Genomic DNA, 18,295 nt, shown 5'->3' on the forward strand with positions numbered 1-18,295 from the left:
ACTAATTATCGAAAACCAATTTTTCTACCTGCTTGTTTTGGCAGCGGATGATTTTTTTGTTCCGCTCTTAACTTTTCTATTGTTGCAGCTACGATTTCCGGAAACGGTGCAGGTTTACCTTGTGTAGAATCCATTCCCATCCACATCTGTTCACTTGTGGCAACCAGCTCGTCAGCTGCATTGGTCATCGAAAGAAAGGTATGCAATCTTTTTGCATCACTATCCAATAATTCCACTTTAATCGCTAAGCTATCTTGTTCATGAACTTCTTTCAAATAACATAGATGTGTTTCAAGTGTAAAAATAGTGTAGCTTTGCTTTAACCGTACAGTTTCAGTCAATCCTATAAAATCGATAAAATGATCTGTTGCTTGACTGAACGCTTTTGCATAGGCTGCATCGTTCATATGACCATTGTAATCAACCCAGTCACTTGGAACGTTTTTTTCATATAGAAAAGTGGAATTCGTCACGTTTCCCACTCCTTTCAACAGTCTATTTTTCGACTAGTATGTTATCGGTTGCTGTAGTTTCTGGCCAATAGGACTTAACTAGACTCAGTAATTCAACCAAAAATTCGTTGCGTTTGTTTTCTAAATCAGCAATTGTTGTGTCGCCTGCATGACTTTCACAGCCTGTTATTACTTTTTCTTTTAGCTCATCTGTTAATTCAGGTGCTTCGAGCTTAGTCCAAGGCAATTTTAATGCTGGACCGAATTGTTCAAGCATATGACGCATTCCTTTTTCACCGCCTGCAAGATGAAAAGTTAAAAACGGTCCCATTTGAGCCCAGCGAAGACCTGCTCCATAAATAATGGCAGCATCTACTTCTTCTGTAGTAGCAACTCCATCATTTACTAAGTGCAAAGCTTCGCGCCATAATGCCTCCATTAATCGATCAGCCAAATGACCTTCGATTTCTTTTTGAATCACTAAAGGCTTCATTCCAATACTTGCATAAAAGCTTTTGGCGCGGTCTATCGTATGTGTATCAGTCTTTTGGCCTGCTACTAATTCCACCAGCGGCAGTATATAAACGGGATTGAAAGGATGAGCTACGATTAAGCGTTCAGGATGCTTTAATCCTTCTTGTAAGACACTTGGCATGATACCCGATGTACTCGAACCGATAATAGCATCTTCTTTGGCATATGCATCGATGCTTGCCAATACGGATTTTTTCAATTCTTCTCGCTCAGGTACATTTTCTTGGATTAAATCAGCTTCACAAACCGCTTGTTCAATAGTCGGCATAAATGTAAGGCGGTTTTGATCCGCTCCTTCTGCTAATCCGATTTTCACTAATGAAGGCCATGCTTGATCTAATGCTTTTTGCGTCCGCTGTTGTGCACCTTCAGCAGGATCAAATGCGATTACATCGAAACCTTGTGCTAAAAAACGAGCAATCCAGCCATTACCGATTACACCTGTTCCAATCACTGCAATTTTTTTAAACTCAGACAGTCTATTTCCCATTATTCTCCACCTCCATAAGGATTTCTTAACTTAAAGTGGATGCGTGCTTCTTCAGGTGTCATCACTTCTATATTTGTTGCATGCAATTTTGTCACAGCTTGATCAACAAGTTGCTCATTGCGTGCAAAAATTCCTTTTCCTAAGTAGAGATTGTCTTCAAGTCCCACGCGAACATTTCCGCCATGCTCTGCAGCCATTTCCAAAATCGGCATTTGCATGCGTCCAATACCAAAAGCTGACCAATGAGCGTTGTCTGGAAGACGATTTTTCATGTACAGCATCGTTTCTTCATCGGCTTCTGCTCCCCACGGAATACCAAGACAGAATTGGAACATCGGATCTCCATCAACTAGACCTTCTGCGATTAATTGCTTAGCGAACCGAAGATGTCCCGTATCGAAACACTCAAGTTCTGGCTTGACGCCGCTTTGTTGTATAAGCCTTGCTTGTTCACGCAGCCAATCAGTAGGGCTCATGTAAACCATATCGCCAAAGTTGACACTGCCGCAATCTAACGTACACATTTCTGGAAGCAAACTGCCTACTGGCTCGTGTCGTTCTTCAGGCGTTTGCATATCCGTACCTTCTGCGCCTATTGAAGGGTTTGACAGATTAGGGATAAAGTCTCCACCACCACCAGACGTAATATTAATAATTACATCTGTTTTGGATTCACGAATGCGTTCAATAATTTCTTGGTAATGATCTAGATTATGGCTAATGCCACCTGTTTTAGGATCACGTGCATGAACATGTGCAACTGTCGCACCTGCTTTTGCAGATTCAATTGCTGACTCTGCTATTTCTTTTGGAGTTATGGGGACATATTGATTTTTCCCAGTGGTATCTCCAGCTCCTGTTACTGCTGCTGTTAATAATACTTTTCGTGTCATACAATCTCTCCCGCTATTTTTAGGCATCATTTAAATACAATTCACTTTTTATCTTAAAATAAAAATTCATTATTTTTTTATATTTTAAACTGTACCATCCGGACGGTAATGTTTCAAGGCGACTTCTGTACAGATGAGCTACATTTTCGACAACTAACACTTCAATCCTAGTCATCCCATAGCCTTAGCGCATTGATCAAAAAAAAAAAAAAAATCACGTCATTTCGTTAAATGACATGATTTCCGCTTTATTCATCTATCCAGTTTTTCAATTTCAAATAAACTTCTTCTTTTCGCTCTTCGCTTAAATGGTGAATATCAAAAAGCTCAGATAACCAAATGCCATCTGTCGCTAAACGAATGATAGTCGCTTTTACCGGGTCTATACCATCGTTCTCAATTTCAGTTTGCCATTCGTTATAGAGATCTCGTATTGGGTCTAACAAATCAGAATTCACTGCTTTAGCAGCTAATAACCCTGCATGCATCTCTTTGTTAGGATACGTATTGTTAAAGGTTACGTCAGTGTACGATCGAATCCACTGTCCTCTTTCTTTTGATGATTCAGCTACCGAAGTAGCAATTTTAACACGATAGTTTTCAGCTAAGTGATCTACCATTCCTTTGACCAAAGCTTCTTTTGAAGGAAAATGGTAAAGCAACCCGCCTTTGCTAACTCCAGCTTCAATAGCCGTTGCTTCTAAGGTCAAATTAAAAATACCTCGTTCACTGACTATTTTTGATGCTGCATGAAGGATTTCAACTTTTCTGGTAGCTCTGGCCATATATATATCTCCTTTTCAAAACAAATGTAATTTTTACTATACTACCTGGACGGTTTTTTTTCAAATCCACTTTTAATGTTAGAGAACTTTTGAAAAAGGTTTATTTAAATGACAAGTGCCTAACTTAAAAGAAGTGTGATTATATAGGACGATTTTTTCTACTGGCTCCTTGTGGAGAAGAGGTGGAAAACGCCGAGTTTGTGACCGTTAAAAACTAGTAGATGATATTTACGAAAGCAATGTCGAAGAAGATATGCCAACGATTTCTGCTTCTATTATTTAAAATCAGGATAGCTGTCATATAAAAAAGCCGTTCTTTGTAGAATGGCTTTTTTATCATTTGCTGCTATTCCAGTTCAGAAATTTCGTTGATGGCCAAGTCACTTAGAGAAACGATGCCAATTATTCGTTTATTCACCACAATAGGCAGTCTATGGATCTTATGATTAGTCATTAACTCAATTGCTTTTTCTACTGTTAAATTCTCAGTTCCAGTAATGACTCTATCGGATAAGATTTCTGATATTGGGGCATCACTCGGAAGCTGTTCTGCAATACCTCGAACTACGATGTCTCGGTCTGTGACGATTCCAACTAGCTGTCCGTCTTCGCAGATTGGAATAGATCCTACATTGATTTCTCTCATTTTCGAGGCAACTTCTTGGAGCGTCGATTCGGGTTTACACATTTCAACATCAGTCGTCATAATTTCTTCGATTTTCATCTATATGCCTCCTCTAGTTAGTCGTTTTACTATACATTAACCGTTTTACCCAATAGCAAACGTCAAATAGAAAAAGAAAAAGGAATCGGTTGAATTCACCGATTCCTTTTTGAGGCAATTAGTATTTTTAACTCATTACAAGATTACTCAACTAATTGAATAAATTGTTTTGTTCTTTCATTTTGTGGGTTTTCAAAGAAAGTTTTTGGATCGGCTGACTCAATAATTGTTCCTTCGTCAATCATAATGATGCGATCTGCCACTTCTTTTGCAAACTTCATCTCATGTGTAACCACAACCATGGTCATTCCTTCTTCAGCTAGTTGTTTCATAACTTGAAGCACTTCTCCTACCAGTTCTGGATCAAGTGCTGAGGTTGGCTCATCAAACAGCATAACTTTTGGCTCCATAGCAAGCGAGCGTGCTATGGCAACACGTTGTTTTTGTCCGCCTGAAAGCTTGTTTGGATAAACATCTGCCTTATCTTCCAAACCTACTTTTTTCAGCAATTCCATGCCTAATATCCTAGCCTGCTCTTTCTTCATTTTCTTAACAGTAACAGGTGCTTCGATGATATTTTCAAGCACTGTTTTATGAGGAAATAAATTGAAATGCTGGAATACCATTCCGACTTCAGCGCGAATTTTTGTTAAATTGTCTTTTTTTGCATTTACTACATGACCATCAATCGTGATTTTCCCGTCATTAATCATTTCAAGAAAGTTAAAACACCTGAGAAGCGTACTTTTCCCAGAGCCACTAACTCCAACCAATACAACAACTTCTTGTGGGTTAACATGCAAGTCTACGCCTTTTAGTACCTCGAGATCACCAAAGGATTTATGAATGTTTTCTCCAATAATCATGTTAGTCCCTCCTTAGGCTTTATCGACATCGAGTTTATTTTCATACAAGCGCAATAAGAATGTGAAAATCATTACAAGTACTAAATAGTAAAGTGCAACGACCATAAAGGATTCGAATGGCTGATATGATTGCGCAGCTTCTCGATTTCCGAGTGAGAAGATTTCCGCGACCCCGATAATATAAACAAGTGATGAATCTTTTAATGTAATAATAAATTGGTTACCCAGTGGTGGAATCGAGCGACGGAGCGCCTGTGGAAAGACGATACGGCTCATGGTTTGCTTGCGATTCATTCCGAGCGACATACTGGCTTCTCGTTGCCCAGGATCAATTCCTTGAATTGATCCACGGAAAATTTCCGCAATGTAAGCACCATTATGAACGCCGAGTGCGATAGCCCCTGCCCAGAAATTCGACATGGTATAAATTTCTACGATCCCAAAGTATAAAAACATAATTTGTACAATCAATGGTGTCCCTCGAATGATTGTGATATAAACGTTTGCAATAGCTTGTAGAATTTTTGAACCTGAAATTTTCATCAATGCAATGATAAGACCAATAACGGTACCTAAAATAACACCAATCGCTGTCAATTGAAGTGTAACGACAGTGGCTTCTAAAAACCCAGGGTATGTTCGCATAAATACATCATAAACGGTTACCAATATCTCTGGCATAAACGCCACTCCTCCTCATCTCAGCTCATTTATTTGAGAATTTCAATTCCTTCAAGATCTACATCGAGGAGGTTTCGTCCAAACCACTTCTGAGAAATTTCGTCATATGTGCCATCTTCAATGATGGCAGCTAATGCTTCGTTAACTGCTTTAAGCAACTCTTTATCTTCTGGTCTTACTGCAACTGCTGCTTGCTCGATCCATAAAGGTTCGCCAATCATTTCGATTTCTAAACCAGCATTTTGCGCTTCAAATCCTACCACATCCGCTGTAATAACAGCATCTAAACGACCTTCTATTGTTAAATCTTGCAATGCCACAACATCACTGCTGTAGTATTGAATGTTTTCATCATCTGTATATTGTTGAGCAGCTGTATCATACGTACTTTGTCCAACTACCCCGATTGTTGCACCTTCAAGGTCAGCTTCTGAAGTAATCTCTGTATTTCCTTCACGAACAAAAATGACACCGCCCGAGTAGTAATAAGGATCAGAAAATGCGACTTGTTTAGCTCGCTCTTCTGTAATTGCCATAGATCCGATGACTGCATCAAAACGATTTGTTGTTAACCCTTGAATGATCGTTTCAAACGGCGTAGTCACTGGATTAGGCTCTAAGCCCATTTCTTTAGAAATCGCGTTTCCGATATCAATGTCAAAGCCTGTCAAATTGCCGCCTTCTTCATAGTTAAACGGCTTGTAAAGTCCACTTGAAGCAGTTGTGAATTTGCCATCTTCTAGTAGCTTTAACTCACTTCCCTCACCGTCTGTGCTTGATCCTTCTTCCGAACTGGTTGAGTCATCTCCTCCACAAGCTGCCAATAGCATTCCTGCAGAAAAAATTACACTTAAAAATGATAATTTCTTTTTCATTTTGCTCTCCCCTTTTCGTTTATAATTGACCAAACCGCCAAGGCGTTTCGGGAATTCCCAGTAAATCGAGTGCTGTTAAATAAAAAGATTCCGGTCTTTATAGACCGCTTCTACTTTTGCTAAGTTTTCATTTACTTGTGCATGTTGCTTAACATAAACAAATCGCATAATCGAAGTCAAAAGTGCATGGACAGAAGTATAGGAATCAATGTTCAAATTTGAGTTCACAGATACTGTCAACTCATAATCTGCATAAACAAGAGCTGGAGACTCTTCAGAATCAGTTAAGACAATGACCTCAGCCCCTTGTGCTTTTACACTTTTTAGCGTATCAAGAGCCGCTCTGGTATAACGCGGAAAAACAAAAGCAACGACCAAATCTCCTCTTTCTATTTTAGAAAGCTGCGTGTAATATTCTCCAGTTGAAGGATACATCGTTTCGGTATGACCTAGTACAAGATTTAACCAATTGGCGAACCAGTGAGCGATGCCATAATCAAAGAAATTGCCGGTGACATAAATCTGATCTGCTTGACTAATTTTATCGACTACTTGAAGAAGTTTTTCTTCACTTATTGTTTTTTTTAGCTTAGCGATACTCAAAATATCTGCATCCAACAAATTTTCTAAAAAAGATTGATCAGCAACAGGCTCTGAAATTTTCTGTTCTGCTTTTTCCAAACGTTCTTCTGCTAGCTTTCGCTGCAAGACTTGTTGAAATTCCGCATATCCTTTGTACCCCAGTTTTTGTGTCCACCGAATAACTGTCGATTCACTCACACGAACGCGCCTCCCCACTTCAAGAGCAGAAGAAAACGCTAAAAAAATAGGTTCTTTAAAAAATAAATCACCAATTTTTTTCTGACCTGCACTAAATTCTCGATAAGAACTCGATACACTTCGCAGTAAATCCTGCATATTTAACGCCTCCACTTGAAGAACACACCCATTTACTCTTTTTAGTATACTATTATGCAGGAAACCCTGCAATAGTTTACAGAAAATTCAATAACAATTATTTACTCAAATAACTTCTCAAATTATGCGAATTCCCGTCACTAAGGCTTTTGTAGAAAATAGTAATAAGATAAAAAAAAGAGTATTTTTTAGAAATTGCAGATAACATTATTACTTCGAGTGGATTCTTGAATGCTTTTGTGAACTTTTTAATGCACATAAAATCTTATACTTCTTTTTTAACTTAAACAGTAAATCAATCTTAATGATATGGTCTACTTGTTTTCATATTTCTGTCCGACTCCTGTATAATCTTTGTATAAGCATTTTATTAGGAGGCTGTTATTGTGTGGGAAAATCGGATATTTAAGCTTTTTATTTTCTGGTATGTATGTGGCATTATATTACTAGGCTTTGATCTATTACCGTCTTGGCTAGAATGGGCAAATGCATTCTTTTTAATTTTAGCGGGTACGCTCAGCTTTTTGTATTTTCTTAAACGCTTTGGTGCGATCAGTGGCTCTATATTAGGTATTTTCATCTTCTTCTCCACTTTTATTGTGGAGTGGGCGGGTGCAGATAGTGATTTTCTTTTTGGTTCTTATGATTACACGGAGCGTTTTGCGCCGAATATATTTGGTGTCCCCATTGCTATTGGTTTTGCGTGGGTAATGGTCATGGCTACTACACATGTAGTGGCGCGCTGGATTGTTCCAAATGGTGGTTTTCTATATGCTTTGATTGGCGGAATCGGTGCTGTGATTATTGATTTGATTATTGATCCAGTAGCCTACCAAATTAAACAGTATTGGATATGGGAAGATACTGGTCTTTATTACGATATTCCGTGGACCAATTTTTTTGGATGGTTTGTAGTAGCATTTATTCTCCATATCGCTATTGATTTAACAATGAAAAAGAAATCAATGGTCATTACTGCAGAACAACCTGAGAAACGAATGCTTCTATTGTATGTATTAATGATTGCAATGTTTATCATGCTTGGGTTGATCGGTGGATTATTCTTAGCGGCTGCCTTAACTTCCGGCCTGACTGCTTTAATCACTCTTATCGCATGGAAGAGGCGACCTGTATGATCAAAGCCAAAAAATCAGCTTTGTTTGAAACGGGTTTTAATTTGTATTTGACACCGCTCATTCGCTTTTCTTTTTCTCGCCTACTTGGTGAAGATGTAAAAGAAATACCCAAAAAGCCTGTAATGTTTATTGCTAACCATAGTTCTTGGTGGGATGGCTTAGTTTTTTTCTATTTAAATCGTACGATTTGGCGTCATGATATTCATATGATGATGCACGAAAAAGGATTGAAAAAACATTCTTATTTTCGCTTTCTTGGTGCTTTTTCTGTTAATCGTCAAAAACCAAAAGACATTGTACTTTCGTTGCAATACGCTGAGACCTTATTAAGACAAGGCAAATCTGTTGTTCTTTTTCCTCAAGGAGATGAATTTCATCTTGAAACACGACCACTTTCTTTTCTAGCAGGAGCTGCTTATTTAATGGAAAAGTGTCCCGATGTGCCGATAGTTCCACTAAGTTTTTACTATTCTTTCGGACATCAGCAAAAACCCGAACTTTGGATCCGTCAGCACGACGCCATTTCGACGGATAGAATTGCACATTTAACACGAAAAGAAAAAACTGTTTTTTTAGAAGAGCTTTCTACTAAACAACTTGACTCATTAAAAAAAGCTGTGATTAACGAAGACAGTTTAGCGTTTCAGTCACTTGGAAAAAGGAGAACTTGACAATGGCTATTTATATTGGAATCCATTTGTTTTTTTTAGGTTGGATTATCATCAATCGTCTGTTTCTTCCTTGTTTGCCTAAACAGCCCGAACTAAAAGAAGAACCTCTCGTCTCTGTCTTGGTTCCCATGAGAAACGAAGAACGAAACGTGGAAACATTAATAAAATCGTTAAAAAATGCTACTTATCGTCATACCGAATTTATCATTTTGAATGATCAATCAACAGATGGCACTCAACAAGCGCTTGAACAAGCAATTGCAAAAGATCAACGTTTCAACATCATCATGGGAACAGAACTGCCTAAAGGCTGGGTTGGAAAAGTACATGCTTGTCATCAATTACAGCAAGTTGCTTCAGGAGACTTCCTATTATTTGTGGACGCTGATGTTCGTTTCCGACCAAAAGCAATCGAGCAATCACTTTCACTGCTTCAGCAAAAACGTGCACAACTGCTAACAGGATTTCCTGCTTTTGACGTGTCACCTTTTCTCAGCAAACTACTTGTCCCTATGCTTCATTTTGTCATTCTGTTTCATTTGCCACTTTTTTTGGCTAATTACACAAAATTCAAAGCAGCTACGGCGGCTAACGGGATGTGGATGTTGTTCGAAGCAACGAGTTACCGAAAAATGGGTGGACACGCCATTGTCTACAACTCATTGGTAGAAGATGTTCATATTGCTCGAAAAGTAAAAGAACATGGCTTTAAAGTGATTTTGGCAAATATCACAAGCTCGGTAAAATGCCGAATGTACGATACCAATGCCGAAGTATGGGAAGGTTTTTTGAAAAATAGTTACGCCGGTATCGGTCGCTCACCTTTCATGGCAATCGTGCTAATCGTTTTTTACACAATCTTCTACATCCTTCCACCTTTTTTAGCTATCTACGGGGTATTCACCGGAATGTATAGTTGGTTACTCCCATATGCATTAACAATTGCTCAGCGCTGGTATATTGACATGGTTACCAATCAACGTTGGTATTTATCAGTTCTCGTTCCGTTACAAGCTTTTGCAATGCTTGCGGTACTAATTCAATCCATGCGCAAGTCTTATAAAAAACAAGCTTATTCATGGAAAGGAAGACATTATTCATGAAAAAAATTGTTATTGTGGGCGGTGGACTGGGTGGACTTGCTTCTGCTGTCACGTTAGCCCATGCAGGATTCGCTGTAGAGCTTTTCGAAAAAAATGATCACCTCGGTGGAAAACTGATGCCCGTCAAACTAGGAAATTACCATTTTGACTTTGGACCAAATACCATCACAATGCCAGACGTTTTCGCTACCGTTATTTCACAGACTGGTGAAAACCCTGAAGACTATCTGGACTTTATTCCGTTAAAAGCTCATACACGGAATCACTTTCCAGATGGCAGCATGTTCGACTTTACGAGCAACCAACAACAAATGATTTCGCAACTTCAAAAGATCGATGCACTAGCCGCAGATAATTACCCTGCTTTCATAAAAGAAATTAGTCGGTTGTATAAATTATCAGAACGGTTTTTTTTCCCTGTGACTTTCCAATCTTGGCGCGATTATTTGTCCCCTTCTCTTGGCTTTGCTGTTTTTCAAGTGCGCCCATTAGAATCTATGCATCATTTTTTCCAGCGCTATTTCACAAGTCCTTTTTTGGTTCAAGCATTTGACCGATATGCGACGTATATTGGCTCTTCTCCTTACCAAGCACCTGCTACGTTCTCGATGATTGCCTATTTGGAATTAGTCGATGGCGTTTTCTACACAAAAGGTGGCAATACTCGAATTGCTGAAGCTTTTGCAACGGTTGCAAGAAATACAGGTGCTCAATTGCACACGAACACAGCCGTTTCTAAAATCCTCATAGAAAAAGGAAAAGCCATCGGGATTGGTCTTGAAGACGGAACACGTATTGCAGCTGATCAAGTTATTTTAAACGGAGATCTGTTATCAGCTTTCCCGAACTTGGTCGAAGAAAAAGCACGTCCTTCTTTATCCAACAGGAAAATAGCTGCTTTTGAACCATCCATATCTGCTTTTGTAATTACTGTTGGCTTAACTCAAAAACTGGATATATTAAAACATCATAATGTCTTTTTCTCATCAGATTACAAGAAAGAATTTAATGATTTGTTTGACGCTTCTAAATACAGCAATGAGCCAACTGTCTATATTAGCAATTCATCTCACACAGACCCAAGCATTTCACCAGATGGTGACAACTTGTTTATTTTGGTCAATGCGCCTGCATTAACTAAAGAAGGACATCTCCAAATCGATCCCGAATCTTACAAAGAACGCATTTATGATTTCTTATTAAGCTATGGTGTTGATATTCGCAGTTACTTAGCCGTTGAGAAAGTATTCACACCTGCTTTTATTCGCGAAAAATTCGGTTCTTTTCGAGGGGCTTTGTACGGTCCATCGTCCAATCGACGAAAAGATGCTTTTTTGCGTCCACCAAACGCGAGTCGCGATATTCAAAATCTTTATTTCGTCGGAGGCAGCACCCATCCAGGTGGCGGTTCGCCCATGGTCGTTTTAAGTGGATTGAATGTCTCGAAAAAAATCATTGAACACGCTAAAAAAACACTTCCATCAAAATGATGGAAGTGTTTTTTTAGGATTCTGCCCGTCAGAACTATTCAGGGACTTTCACTTTTCTTTTGTTTAGGATTTTCGAATTATAAACAGGCGAGTATTGCTTGTTTAGATTCGTCTGGGACATAATGTTTTTCGCGAAACACATTGTATTCTTTCGATCGAATCGTGACTAAAATCTCACGATAAACAAGTGCCGCTCCTTTGACAGGCACGCGCGAAGAAATGGGGTACTCATTAATTGTTTCAAATGATTTTTTATAGTGAAACTCGGCTTTTTCTGCCAATTCTTCCCACACTGCTATAAACTGGGGACTGACGATACCGGCACGCAATTCATCTTCGTGTAATTCATATTTTTCCATAATTTCTTCAGGCAGATAAATTCTGCCCATTTCTAAGTCTTCGCCAATGTCTCGCAGAATATTGGTGATTTGCATTGCATAGCCAAGCGAAATCGCAGCTTCTTTTAGAATGCCCGTCTTGCCTGGAGCTAAAACCGGTAAAAGCATAAGGCCCACTGTACTGGCTACATAATAACTATAATTCAGCAACTCGTCCATGGTCTGATAGCGATTAATTGTCAAATCCATTTCCTGTCCTGTAATCAAACCAGAAAATGCTTCAATATCCATTTCGTAATTTTCGAAAACGTCTGCCAATGCGACCCACATCGAGTTTCCAGAGTCGTAGATGCCTGTCAAAAACTCTTGGAAGTCTCTTTTAAATTGTTCAAGTTCTTCTTTTGAATTCGAACCTTCATCTACGATATCGTCTACTGTTCGGCAGAAAGCATAAATAGCCCAAACAGCTTTTCGTTTTTCCTTCGGCAATAAAGAGAAGGCTTTATAAAAGCTTTTCGAATGCCTAGCAATGACTTTTTCACAGGAGGTATAAGCATCTTGTACGTTCATCATGCATTGCTCCTTTCATTTGCAAAATCGCCTTGGATTTGTTCTGCCAGTAGCTTAGCGCCTTGCATCACAATTGGAATGCCTCCTCCCGGATGAACTGAAGCTCCAACTGCATATAACTTTTCTGTTTTAAATGGTTTAACTTGAGGACGGAAAACACCTGATTGGAATAAAGTTGGCCCTATTCCAAAACTACCTCCTTTAAACAAACCGAAAGCTTCTGCTTCTGAAGGTGTTCGAACTTCCATCCATTCAACTGCTTTGCGGAATTCTGGAAATGCTAAATCTTCGATGCGGTCAATAATTCTATCAATCCAAGCTTGGTCATTCGCCCAATCGATATCTGTTCCTGAAGGAACTGGAACCAACACATATAAGACACCTTTGCCTTCTGGCGCTAGTGAATCATCTATTTTCGACGGATGAAATGTATAAATCGCAGGATTTTCTGTTTTTTGCTTTTTCACAAATACATCGTCCATATGATCTTCATAACTGTCACCAATGAAAAACTGATGAACATTTCCTTCATCAAATACTTTACTTAACCCAAAATACAGTAAGACACATCCTGAAGATGCTGTATATTTCTTCTTTTTTTGCTCAGGTAACACGTTTTCAATGCCAGGAAAATCACCATTATAAACAACGGCATCGAACTCTTCAAAACCTTCTGAGGTTTCGATTCCTTTAACTTTTTGATTTTTTGTGACGATTTGTTCAACAGGACAATTTGTGTGAATCGTTACGTTAGGTCGTGACTGAAGCTCTTTTTCTAGTGTCGGAATGAGACTTCCATATCCGCCTTTTAAGTAGTATACCCCGTGTTCGTGTTCACTAAAAGGAACAAGTGCATACATCGCAGGTGCACGGAAAGGATCCCCACCGATATACAAAGACTGCAGAGAATAAGCTAGTTGCAACTTTTCATCTCTAAAGTAATTCGACATCAGTTTATGAACCGATTGCTGCGGTTTTAGTTTTAGTAGTTTTTTAATATTACTAGCTGTAAAAAAATCGGCTTTATTTACGAATGAATGCTCTAAAAATGAAGATTTGCCGATTTTAAAACGCTCGCGCCCCTCTGAAATAAACCGTAAAAACCCTTCTTTTTCGGTCGGAAAAACATTTTCAATTTCCTCTAGTTGGCGATTAATGTCTGGATATTTCGTATACACAGTCCCATCTGGAAAACGAATAGAATACAGAGGGTCGCATAATAACAATTCGGTATCCTCTTCTGGAATCCCTGCTTGTTGAAGAAGATCTTGAAACATTTCGGGCAATAATACGATAGTAGGGCCCTGGTCAATTTTAAAACCATCTCGCTCTACAAAAGTTAAACGACCGCCCAGTTTTTCTTCTTTTTCAAAAATAGTAACATCAAATCCCATATTCGTTAAATACAAAGCACCCATCATGCCACCAACGCCGCCACCAATCATCGCGACTTTCATACAAATCCCTCCAATGCAGGTAGAGGCAAAATCGGAATTCCTTCTTTCCCACGCTGTTTAAGAATTCCATTCGCAGTAATGCGAGCAGATTCTAAAATTGTTGGCAACCCACTACCTGGATGTGTGCCACCACCGACCAACCAGCAATTTCCTAACTCTTCAAATTTATTATGAGGACGGAAGACCATCATTTGAGTTAGTTGGTGTCCTAAGTTAAAAGTAGCACCTTGATAAACAGAATAATCTTCTTGCCATCCCATTGGCGTTAACATTTTTTCAACTTCAATATGATCTCGTAAGTTTTTAAATTCTGATTTTTCTTCAATGGTATCTAGAACCAATTCACGGAATGCTGCTTGTTCATTTTCCCAGCCGATGTCACTAAAATTATTGGGTACGGGTGCTAGAATATAAAGCGCTGATTTTCCTTCTGGCGCTAATGTGGGATCGGTGACACTTGCATTTTGTACATATATAGAAGGATCTGCTGAAAGAATAAGCGATTTCGTCATTTCCTCGACGTTCTTCTTGTAATCTTTCGAAAAGATGATGGTGTGATGTGAGAGATCGTACTTTTTATCAAGACCTAAGTACAACATAAAAGTTGAACACGAATATTTTTTCTTCGCTAATTTCTCAGGTGTGTATTTTTTCAATATTCCCGGTTCAACTAAATTATTCATAGCATGAGCAAAGTCTCCGTTAATAATCACTTCGTCTGCTTTTTCACGTTGTCCGTTTTCAAGGTCTACCCCTTTAACTTTACGGTTTTCAATCCATAATTGTTTAACTCCTGTGCTCGTATGGATGGTACCACCTAGCTCTTCGACTACTTTTGCCATTGCTTGCGACAATTGATTTACTCCACCAATTGGATGGTAAATACCATAAGCATGTTCCATATACGAAAGAATAGAAAAAGCGCCTGGACATTCCCACGGAGACATCCCTAAATATTTTGATTGGAAAGCAAAAGCCATTTTCAATCGTTCATCTTTGAAATAACGAGATAACACGTCGTATAAAGTTTTATTAACTTCAAGCTGTGGCAAAGCTTTCAAGACTTTTGGATGAACCATTCCAAAATAGCTGTCCATCTTTGATTGCAAAATTGGCGATAATGCTTCTAGTTTTTTACCTGTTTCTTTCATGAAACGTTCGTAACCATCTCCATCGCCTTCGAATTTTTCATTAATTTGTTTTTTCATTTCTTGATTGTTTCGCGTCATAATTAAATTTTCTTCTTCAAAAATCAATTCATACATAGGGTCTAGTTCAATCGCATTCATGTAATCTTTTAAGTTGCGACCAGTTACTTCAAAAAGCTCTTCTACTAAATGCAGCATGCTTAAAAAAGTAGGGCCTGTATCAAACGTAAATTCACCAAGTCGGAGCTCCGCATTACGACCTCCTACCCATGGTTGTTTCTCATAGACATCTACTTTATAACCTTTGCTTGCCAATAACATAGCTGAAGCTAAGCCACCAGGACCTGCTCCTATCACAATCATTCTCTCTGACATACAAGATGCCTCCATTCCATATCTCCCTAAAAACTCTACATTAATTATACAAATATTATACCGTTTATTTTTAAAAAACACTATTTATTTGAATTTACCTTTTTCTACATTTTCATGTTACAGACTGGGCTATGTCAGCATCTTTTATGTTACGAGTAATCAAAAGAATGTATTCATCACTTACTGTCTCTATTAAATACCCAAAGCACTTTCTTAAAAGCTGTCTTATCAACTACGAGTTAACTCCATAAAAAAATTCGACTCATAAGAATGAGTCGAATGTTACTTATTTTAAAATTTTTATTTTAACGTTTTTACGTCCCCACTTTAATGCTTTGCTTTGTGTTGGAATAAACACATCAATTTTCTTACCTTTAATAGCTCCGCCTGTATCGCCTGCAACTGCATAGCCATAGCCTTCAACATGAACTTTCGTTCCTAATGGAATTACTTTAGGATCTACCGCAATTACTTTAAGTCCTGGATTTTTCTTTAAGTTGAGACCAGTTCTGGTAATACCTGAACAACCTTTGCAGTATGCCGTGTAAGCAGTCGAGCTAACTGTAAATTCTTTAGCTACTGATCCGCTTGTAGAACGAGAAGGTGTTTTTTTAGCTACCGTTTTTGCTTTTTTTTTGCTCAATTTAAGTTTTTGTTTTGGATAAATCGTATCTGATTTTAAACCGTTCCAAATTTTTAAATTACTTACAGATACTTTTTGTGATTTTGAAATTTTATATAACGTGTCCCCACTTTTTACCGTATATACAGTTGATGCCGCTGAACTTTCAATTGAAGTGCCTAGGAATAAAACCAATGCAAAACTTAATACCATCAATAGTTTTTTCAATCCGCTATCCCTTTAGTTTTTCTAAGTACAACTAAAATAGCATGTTCATATTACAACCATGTAACAATAAAGGACATGTTTCATTACAATATCGCTTCTTTTTATGACAATAGTATGAGGTAGACCTGATTTAAAACCTAAATAATGGGTTTAACAAAGCCTTTAATCCTATTTCATATGATATACTTCTTTTTTATTTTTCGATAAATAAAAAGAGGCTATCCCAAAAGTTAGGAAAAACTATTTTAAGGGCAGCTCCTTTTTTGCATGTATGAGAAATGGCTGATGTCCATTCCGCCGTTTTGGAATGAAAAAATGATACAAAAAATCATCCATTTATGTAAAACGGGGTTTGGGATTGTGACAGTGATCCAAGATCTCCTGAAAGTAACCAATCAAAAAACAGACAGAGAAAAAGAAAATCTTTTTCTCTGTCTGTTTTATTTCAAGGGCTTATGGGACAGCCCCTTATCGTTTTACTTGTTTGCTTTATGCACTTTTAAGGTTTTGCCTTTTATCGTCTTATCTTTCATCGCTTTCAAGACCATTGGACCTTTACCATTTAAAATATCAATATAAGTAACCGTATCTTGAATTTTAATGATACCAATATCTTCAGCTGTTACTCCCGGAATGCTCGTTAACGTTCCTACAAAATCAAATGCACGCAATTTCTTTTTCTTCCCACCATTAAAGTATAGTTTTAAAATATCTTTATTAACTTGTTCGTTTTTATTTTTCTTTAATTTGGGACGACTTTCGAGTTTTTCTGTAAAATCAAGCATTGCTGCGTCAACAGCAGCTTCAGAAGGAGCTGTTCTACGCGAAATTTCAAATCCGATGTATGCTTCAATTTCCGCTAAAAATTTATCCTCGTTCGGCGTTACAAATGAAATGGCTTTTCCTGTTTTACCAGCACGTCCTGTACGCCCTGAACGATGCACGTAGCTTTCTTTTTCCATGGGCACATCATAGTTAATGACATGCGTGATGTTATCGATGTCAATTCCACGAGCCGCAACATCAGTTGCCACTAAATAACGAAACTCTCCGCGTTTGAAATCATTCATGACTGCCGTACGATCTTCTTGCAACATGCCACCGTGCAATTTATCACATGTGTAATAATGTTTTTCCAATTGTTCCATGACAAAATCTACATTATCTTTTGTCCGACAGAAAACAATGCAACTGTCCGGGTTTTCGATAATGGTCACATCACGCAACAAAGCGAATTTTTTCTGCTCTGCCACAATAAATAATGAGTGGTCAATTTGATCTGTTAACGTATCTGTCGAAGCAATTTCAATATGTTGTGGATCAATCATGTATTTTTGCTGTAAGTTCTCTACATTTTCAGGTAATGTTGCAGAAAATAACATTGTGGTATGTTGCTTTGGTAATTTGTTGATGATTGCTTCTACTTGTTCAACAAATCCCATATTCAACATTTCGTCTGCTTCATCAAGAACTAAGTATTCAATCCGCTCTAAATTTAACGTACCACGCTCAATATGATCGAGTACGCGTCCCGGCGTGCCTACCACTACATGACATTTTTGCTTGAGTTCAGCCTGCTGATAAGCAAACGGTTGTTTTCCATAAACAGCTGCTGCTTTAATGCGTTTAAAACGGCCAATATTGGTCACATCTTCTTTTACTTGATCTGCTAGTTCACGAGTTGGCGTTAAAATCAATGCTTGTGGTTTGTTTTCTTCCCAATCAACTAACTCACAAATCGGAATGCCAAAGGCAGCTGTTTTTCCGCTGCCTGTTTGAGACTTTACTGTTAAGTCAGTCTTTGACAATGCAACAGGAATCACTTTTTCCTGCACTTCTGTTGGTTCTGTATAGCCAAGTCCTTCAAGGGCCTTGACAATTTGTTCACTAATAGTGTATTCACTAAATTTTTTATTACTCATATTAATTCTCCATCTCC

Annotated in this window: 18 protein-coding genes; 4 read left to right on the plus strand and 14 right to left on the minus strand. The window is 38.2% G+C overall.

Features of this window, described 5'->3' with window-relative positions; genetic code table 11:
• Positions 1-5: 5 nt before the first annotated feature.
• The 9 genes from I858_RS14690 to I858_RS14730 all read right to left on the minus strand — a co-directional run bounded on the left by I858_RS14690 (position 6) and on the right by I858_RS14730 (position 7,218).
• Positions 6-473 (minus strand): thioesterase family protein, encoded by a 468-nt coding sequence (locus I858_RS14690; RefSeq protein ID WP_049693592.1) that lies wholly within the window; start codon positions 471-473, stop codon positions 6-8.
• Between the two features lie 22 nt (positions 474-495).
• A complete protein-coding gene (locus I858_RS14695; RefSeq protein WP_049693593.1) occupies positions 496-1,476 on the minus strand; it encodes an L-carnitine dehydrogenase in 981 nt (326 codons plus the stop codon).
• Complete coding sequence (locus I858_RS14700; RefSeq protein ID WP_049693594.1) at positions 1,476-2,369, minus strand: beta-keto acid cleavage family enzyme; 894 nt, start codon at positions 2,367-2,369, stop codon at positions 1,476-1,478. The genes I858_RS14695 and I858_RS14700 overlap by 1 nt, the downstream gene beginning before the upstream one ends.
• 248 nt (positions 2,370-2,617) lie before the next feature.
• Complete coding sequence (locus tag I858_RS14705; RefSeq protein WP_049693595.1) at positions 2,618-3,154, minus strand: TetR/AcrR family transcriptional regulator; 537 nt, start codon at positions 3,152-3,154, stop codon at positions 2,618-2,620.
• Positions 3,155-3,500: 346 nt separating this feature from the next.
• Positions 3,501-3,878 carry a CBS domain-containing protein gene (locus I858_RS14710; RefSeq protein WP_049693596.1) on the minus strand — a complete coding sequence of 126 codons (378 nt, stop codon included), beginning with the start codon at positions 3,876-3,878 and terminating at the stop codon, positions 3,501-3,503.
• 143 nt (positions 3,879-4,021) lie between these two features.
• Positions 4,022-4,744 carry an amino acid ABC transporter ATP-binding protein gene (locus tag I858_RS14715; RefSeq protein WP_049693597.1) on the minus strand — a complete coding sequence of 241 codons (723 nt, stop codon included), beginning with the start codon at positions 4,742-4,744 and terminating at the stop codon, positions 4,022-4,024.
• 12 nt (positions 4,745-4,756) lie between these two features.
• Positions 4,757-5,425, minus strand: a complete 669-nt coding sequence (locus I858_RS14720; protein ID WP_049693598.1) for an amino acid ABC transporter permease — start codon at positions 5,423-5,425, stop codon at positions 4,757-4,759.
• A gap of 29 nt (positions 5,426-5,454) precedes the next feature.
• The gene (locus I858_RS14725; RefSeq protein WP_049693599.1) at positions 5,455-6,300 is read right to left on the minus strand and encodes a transporter substrate-binding domain-containing protein; all 846 of its coding nucleotides are present in this window, start codon (positions 6,298-6,300) and stop codon (positions 5,455-5,457) included.
• Positions 6,301-6,375: 75 nt separating this feature from the next.
• Positions 6,376-7,218 (minus strand): MurR/RpiR family transcriptional regulator, encoded by an 843-nt coding sequence (locus I858_RS14730; protein ID WP_049693600.1) that lies wholly within the window; start codon positions 7,216-7,218, stop codon positions 6,376-6,378.
• A gap of 386 nt (positions 7,219-7,604) precedes the next feature.
• On the opposite strand from I858_RS14730, the gene I858_RS14735 reads away from it, so the two are divergent.
• From I858_RS14735 to I858_RS14750, 4 genes are read left to right on the plus strand one after another with little or no spacing between them, the layout of a single operon-like run.
• Positions 7,605-8,354, plus strand: coding sequence for a carotenoid biosynthesis protein (locus I858_RS14735; protein WP_049693601.1), 750 nt, complete (start codon positions 7,605-7,607; stop codon positions 8,352-8,354).
• On the plus strand, positions 8,351-9,025 hold the full coding sequence (locus I858_RS14740; protein WP_049693602.1) for a lysophospholipid acyltransferase family protein: 675 nt from the start codon (positions 8,351-8,353) through the stop codon (positions 9,023-9,025). Before I858_RS14735 ends, I858_RS14740 begins: the two co-directional genes overlap by 4 nt.
• 2 nt (positions 9,026-9,027) lie before the next feature.
• A complete protein-coding gene (locus I858_RS14745) occupies positions 9,028-10,128 on the plus strand; it encodes a glycosyltransferase family 2 protein (protein WP_049693603.1) in 1,101 nt (366 codons plus the stop codon).
• Entirely contained in the window at positions 10,125-11,618 is a 1,494-nt protein-coding gene (locus I858_RS14750; RefSeq protein WP_049693604.1) for a phytoene desaturase family protein, read from the plus strand. The genes I858_RS14745 and I858_RS14750 overlap by 4 nt, the downstream gene beginning before the upstream one ends.
• A gap of 77 nt (positions 11,619-11,695) precedes the next feature.
• On the opposite strand, the gene I858_RS14755 is transcribed toward I858_RS14750, so the two are convergent.
• The 5 genes from I858_RS14755 to I858_RS14775 all read right to left on the minus strand — a co-directional run bounded on the left by I858_RS14755 (position 11,696) and on the right by I858_RS14775 (position 18,278).
• Positions 11,696-12,529 (minus strand): phytoene/squalene synthase family protein, encoded by an 834-nt coding sequence (locus I858_RS14755; RefSeq protein ID WP_049693605.1) that lies wholly within the window; start codon positions 12,527-12,529, stop codon positions 11,696-11,698.
• Positions 12,526-13,983, minus strand: coding sequence for a phytoene desaturase family protein (locus I858_RS14760; protein ID WP_049693606.1), 1,458 nt, complete (start codon positions 13,981-13,983; stop codon positions 12,526-12,528). The genes I858_RS14755 and I858_RS14760 overlap by 4 nt, the downstream gene beginning before the upstream one ends.
• Positions 13,980-15,506, minus strand: a complete 1,527-nt coding sequence (locus tag I858_RS14765; protein ID WP_049693607.1) for a phytoene desaturase family protein — start codon at positions 15,504-15,506, stop codon at positions 13,980-13,982. The genes I858_RS14760 and I858_RS14765 overlap by 4 nt, the downstream gene beginning before the upstream one ends.
• A gap of 286 nt (positions 15,507-15,792) precedes the next feature.
• Entirely contained in the window at positions 15,793-16,356 is a 564-nt protein-coding gene (locus I858_RS14770) for a 3D domain-containing protein (RefSeq protein ID WP_049693608.1), read from the minus strand.
• A 476-nt stretch (positions 16,357-16,832) separates the two neighbouring features.
• On the minus strand, positions 16,833-18,278 hold the full coding sequence (locus tag I858_RS14775; protein WP_049693609.1) for a DEAD/DEAH box helicase: 1,446 nt from the start codon (positions 18,276-18,278) through the stop codon (positions 16,833-16,835).
• Positions 18,279-18,295: the final 17 nt, after the last annotated feature.

The sequence above is a fragment of the Planococcus versutus genome (assembly GCF_001186155.3).
Classification (GTDB): domain Bacteria; phylum Bacillota; class Bacilli; order Bacillales_A; family Planococcaceae; genus Planococcus; species Planococcus versutus.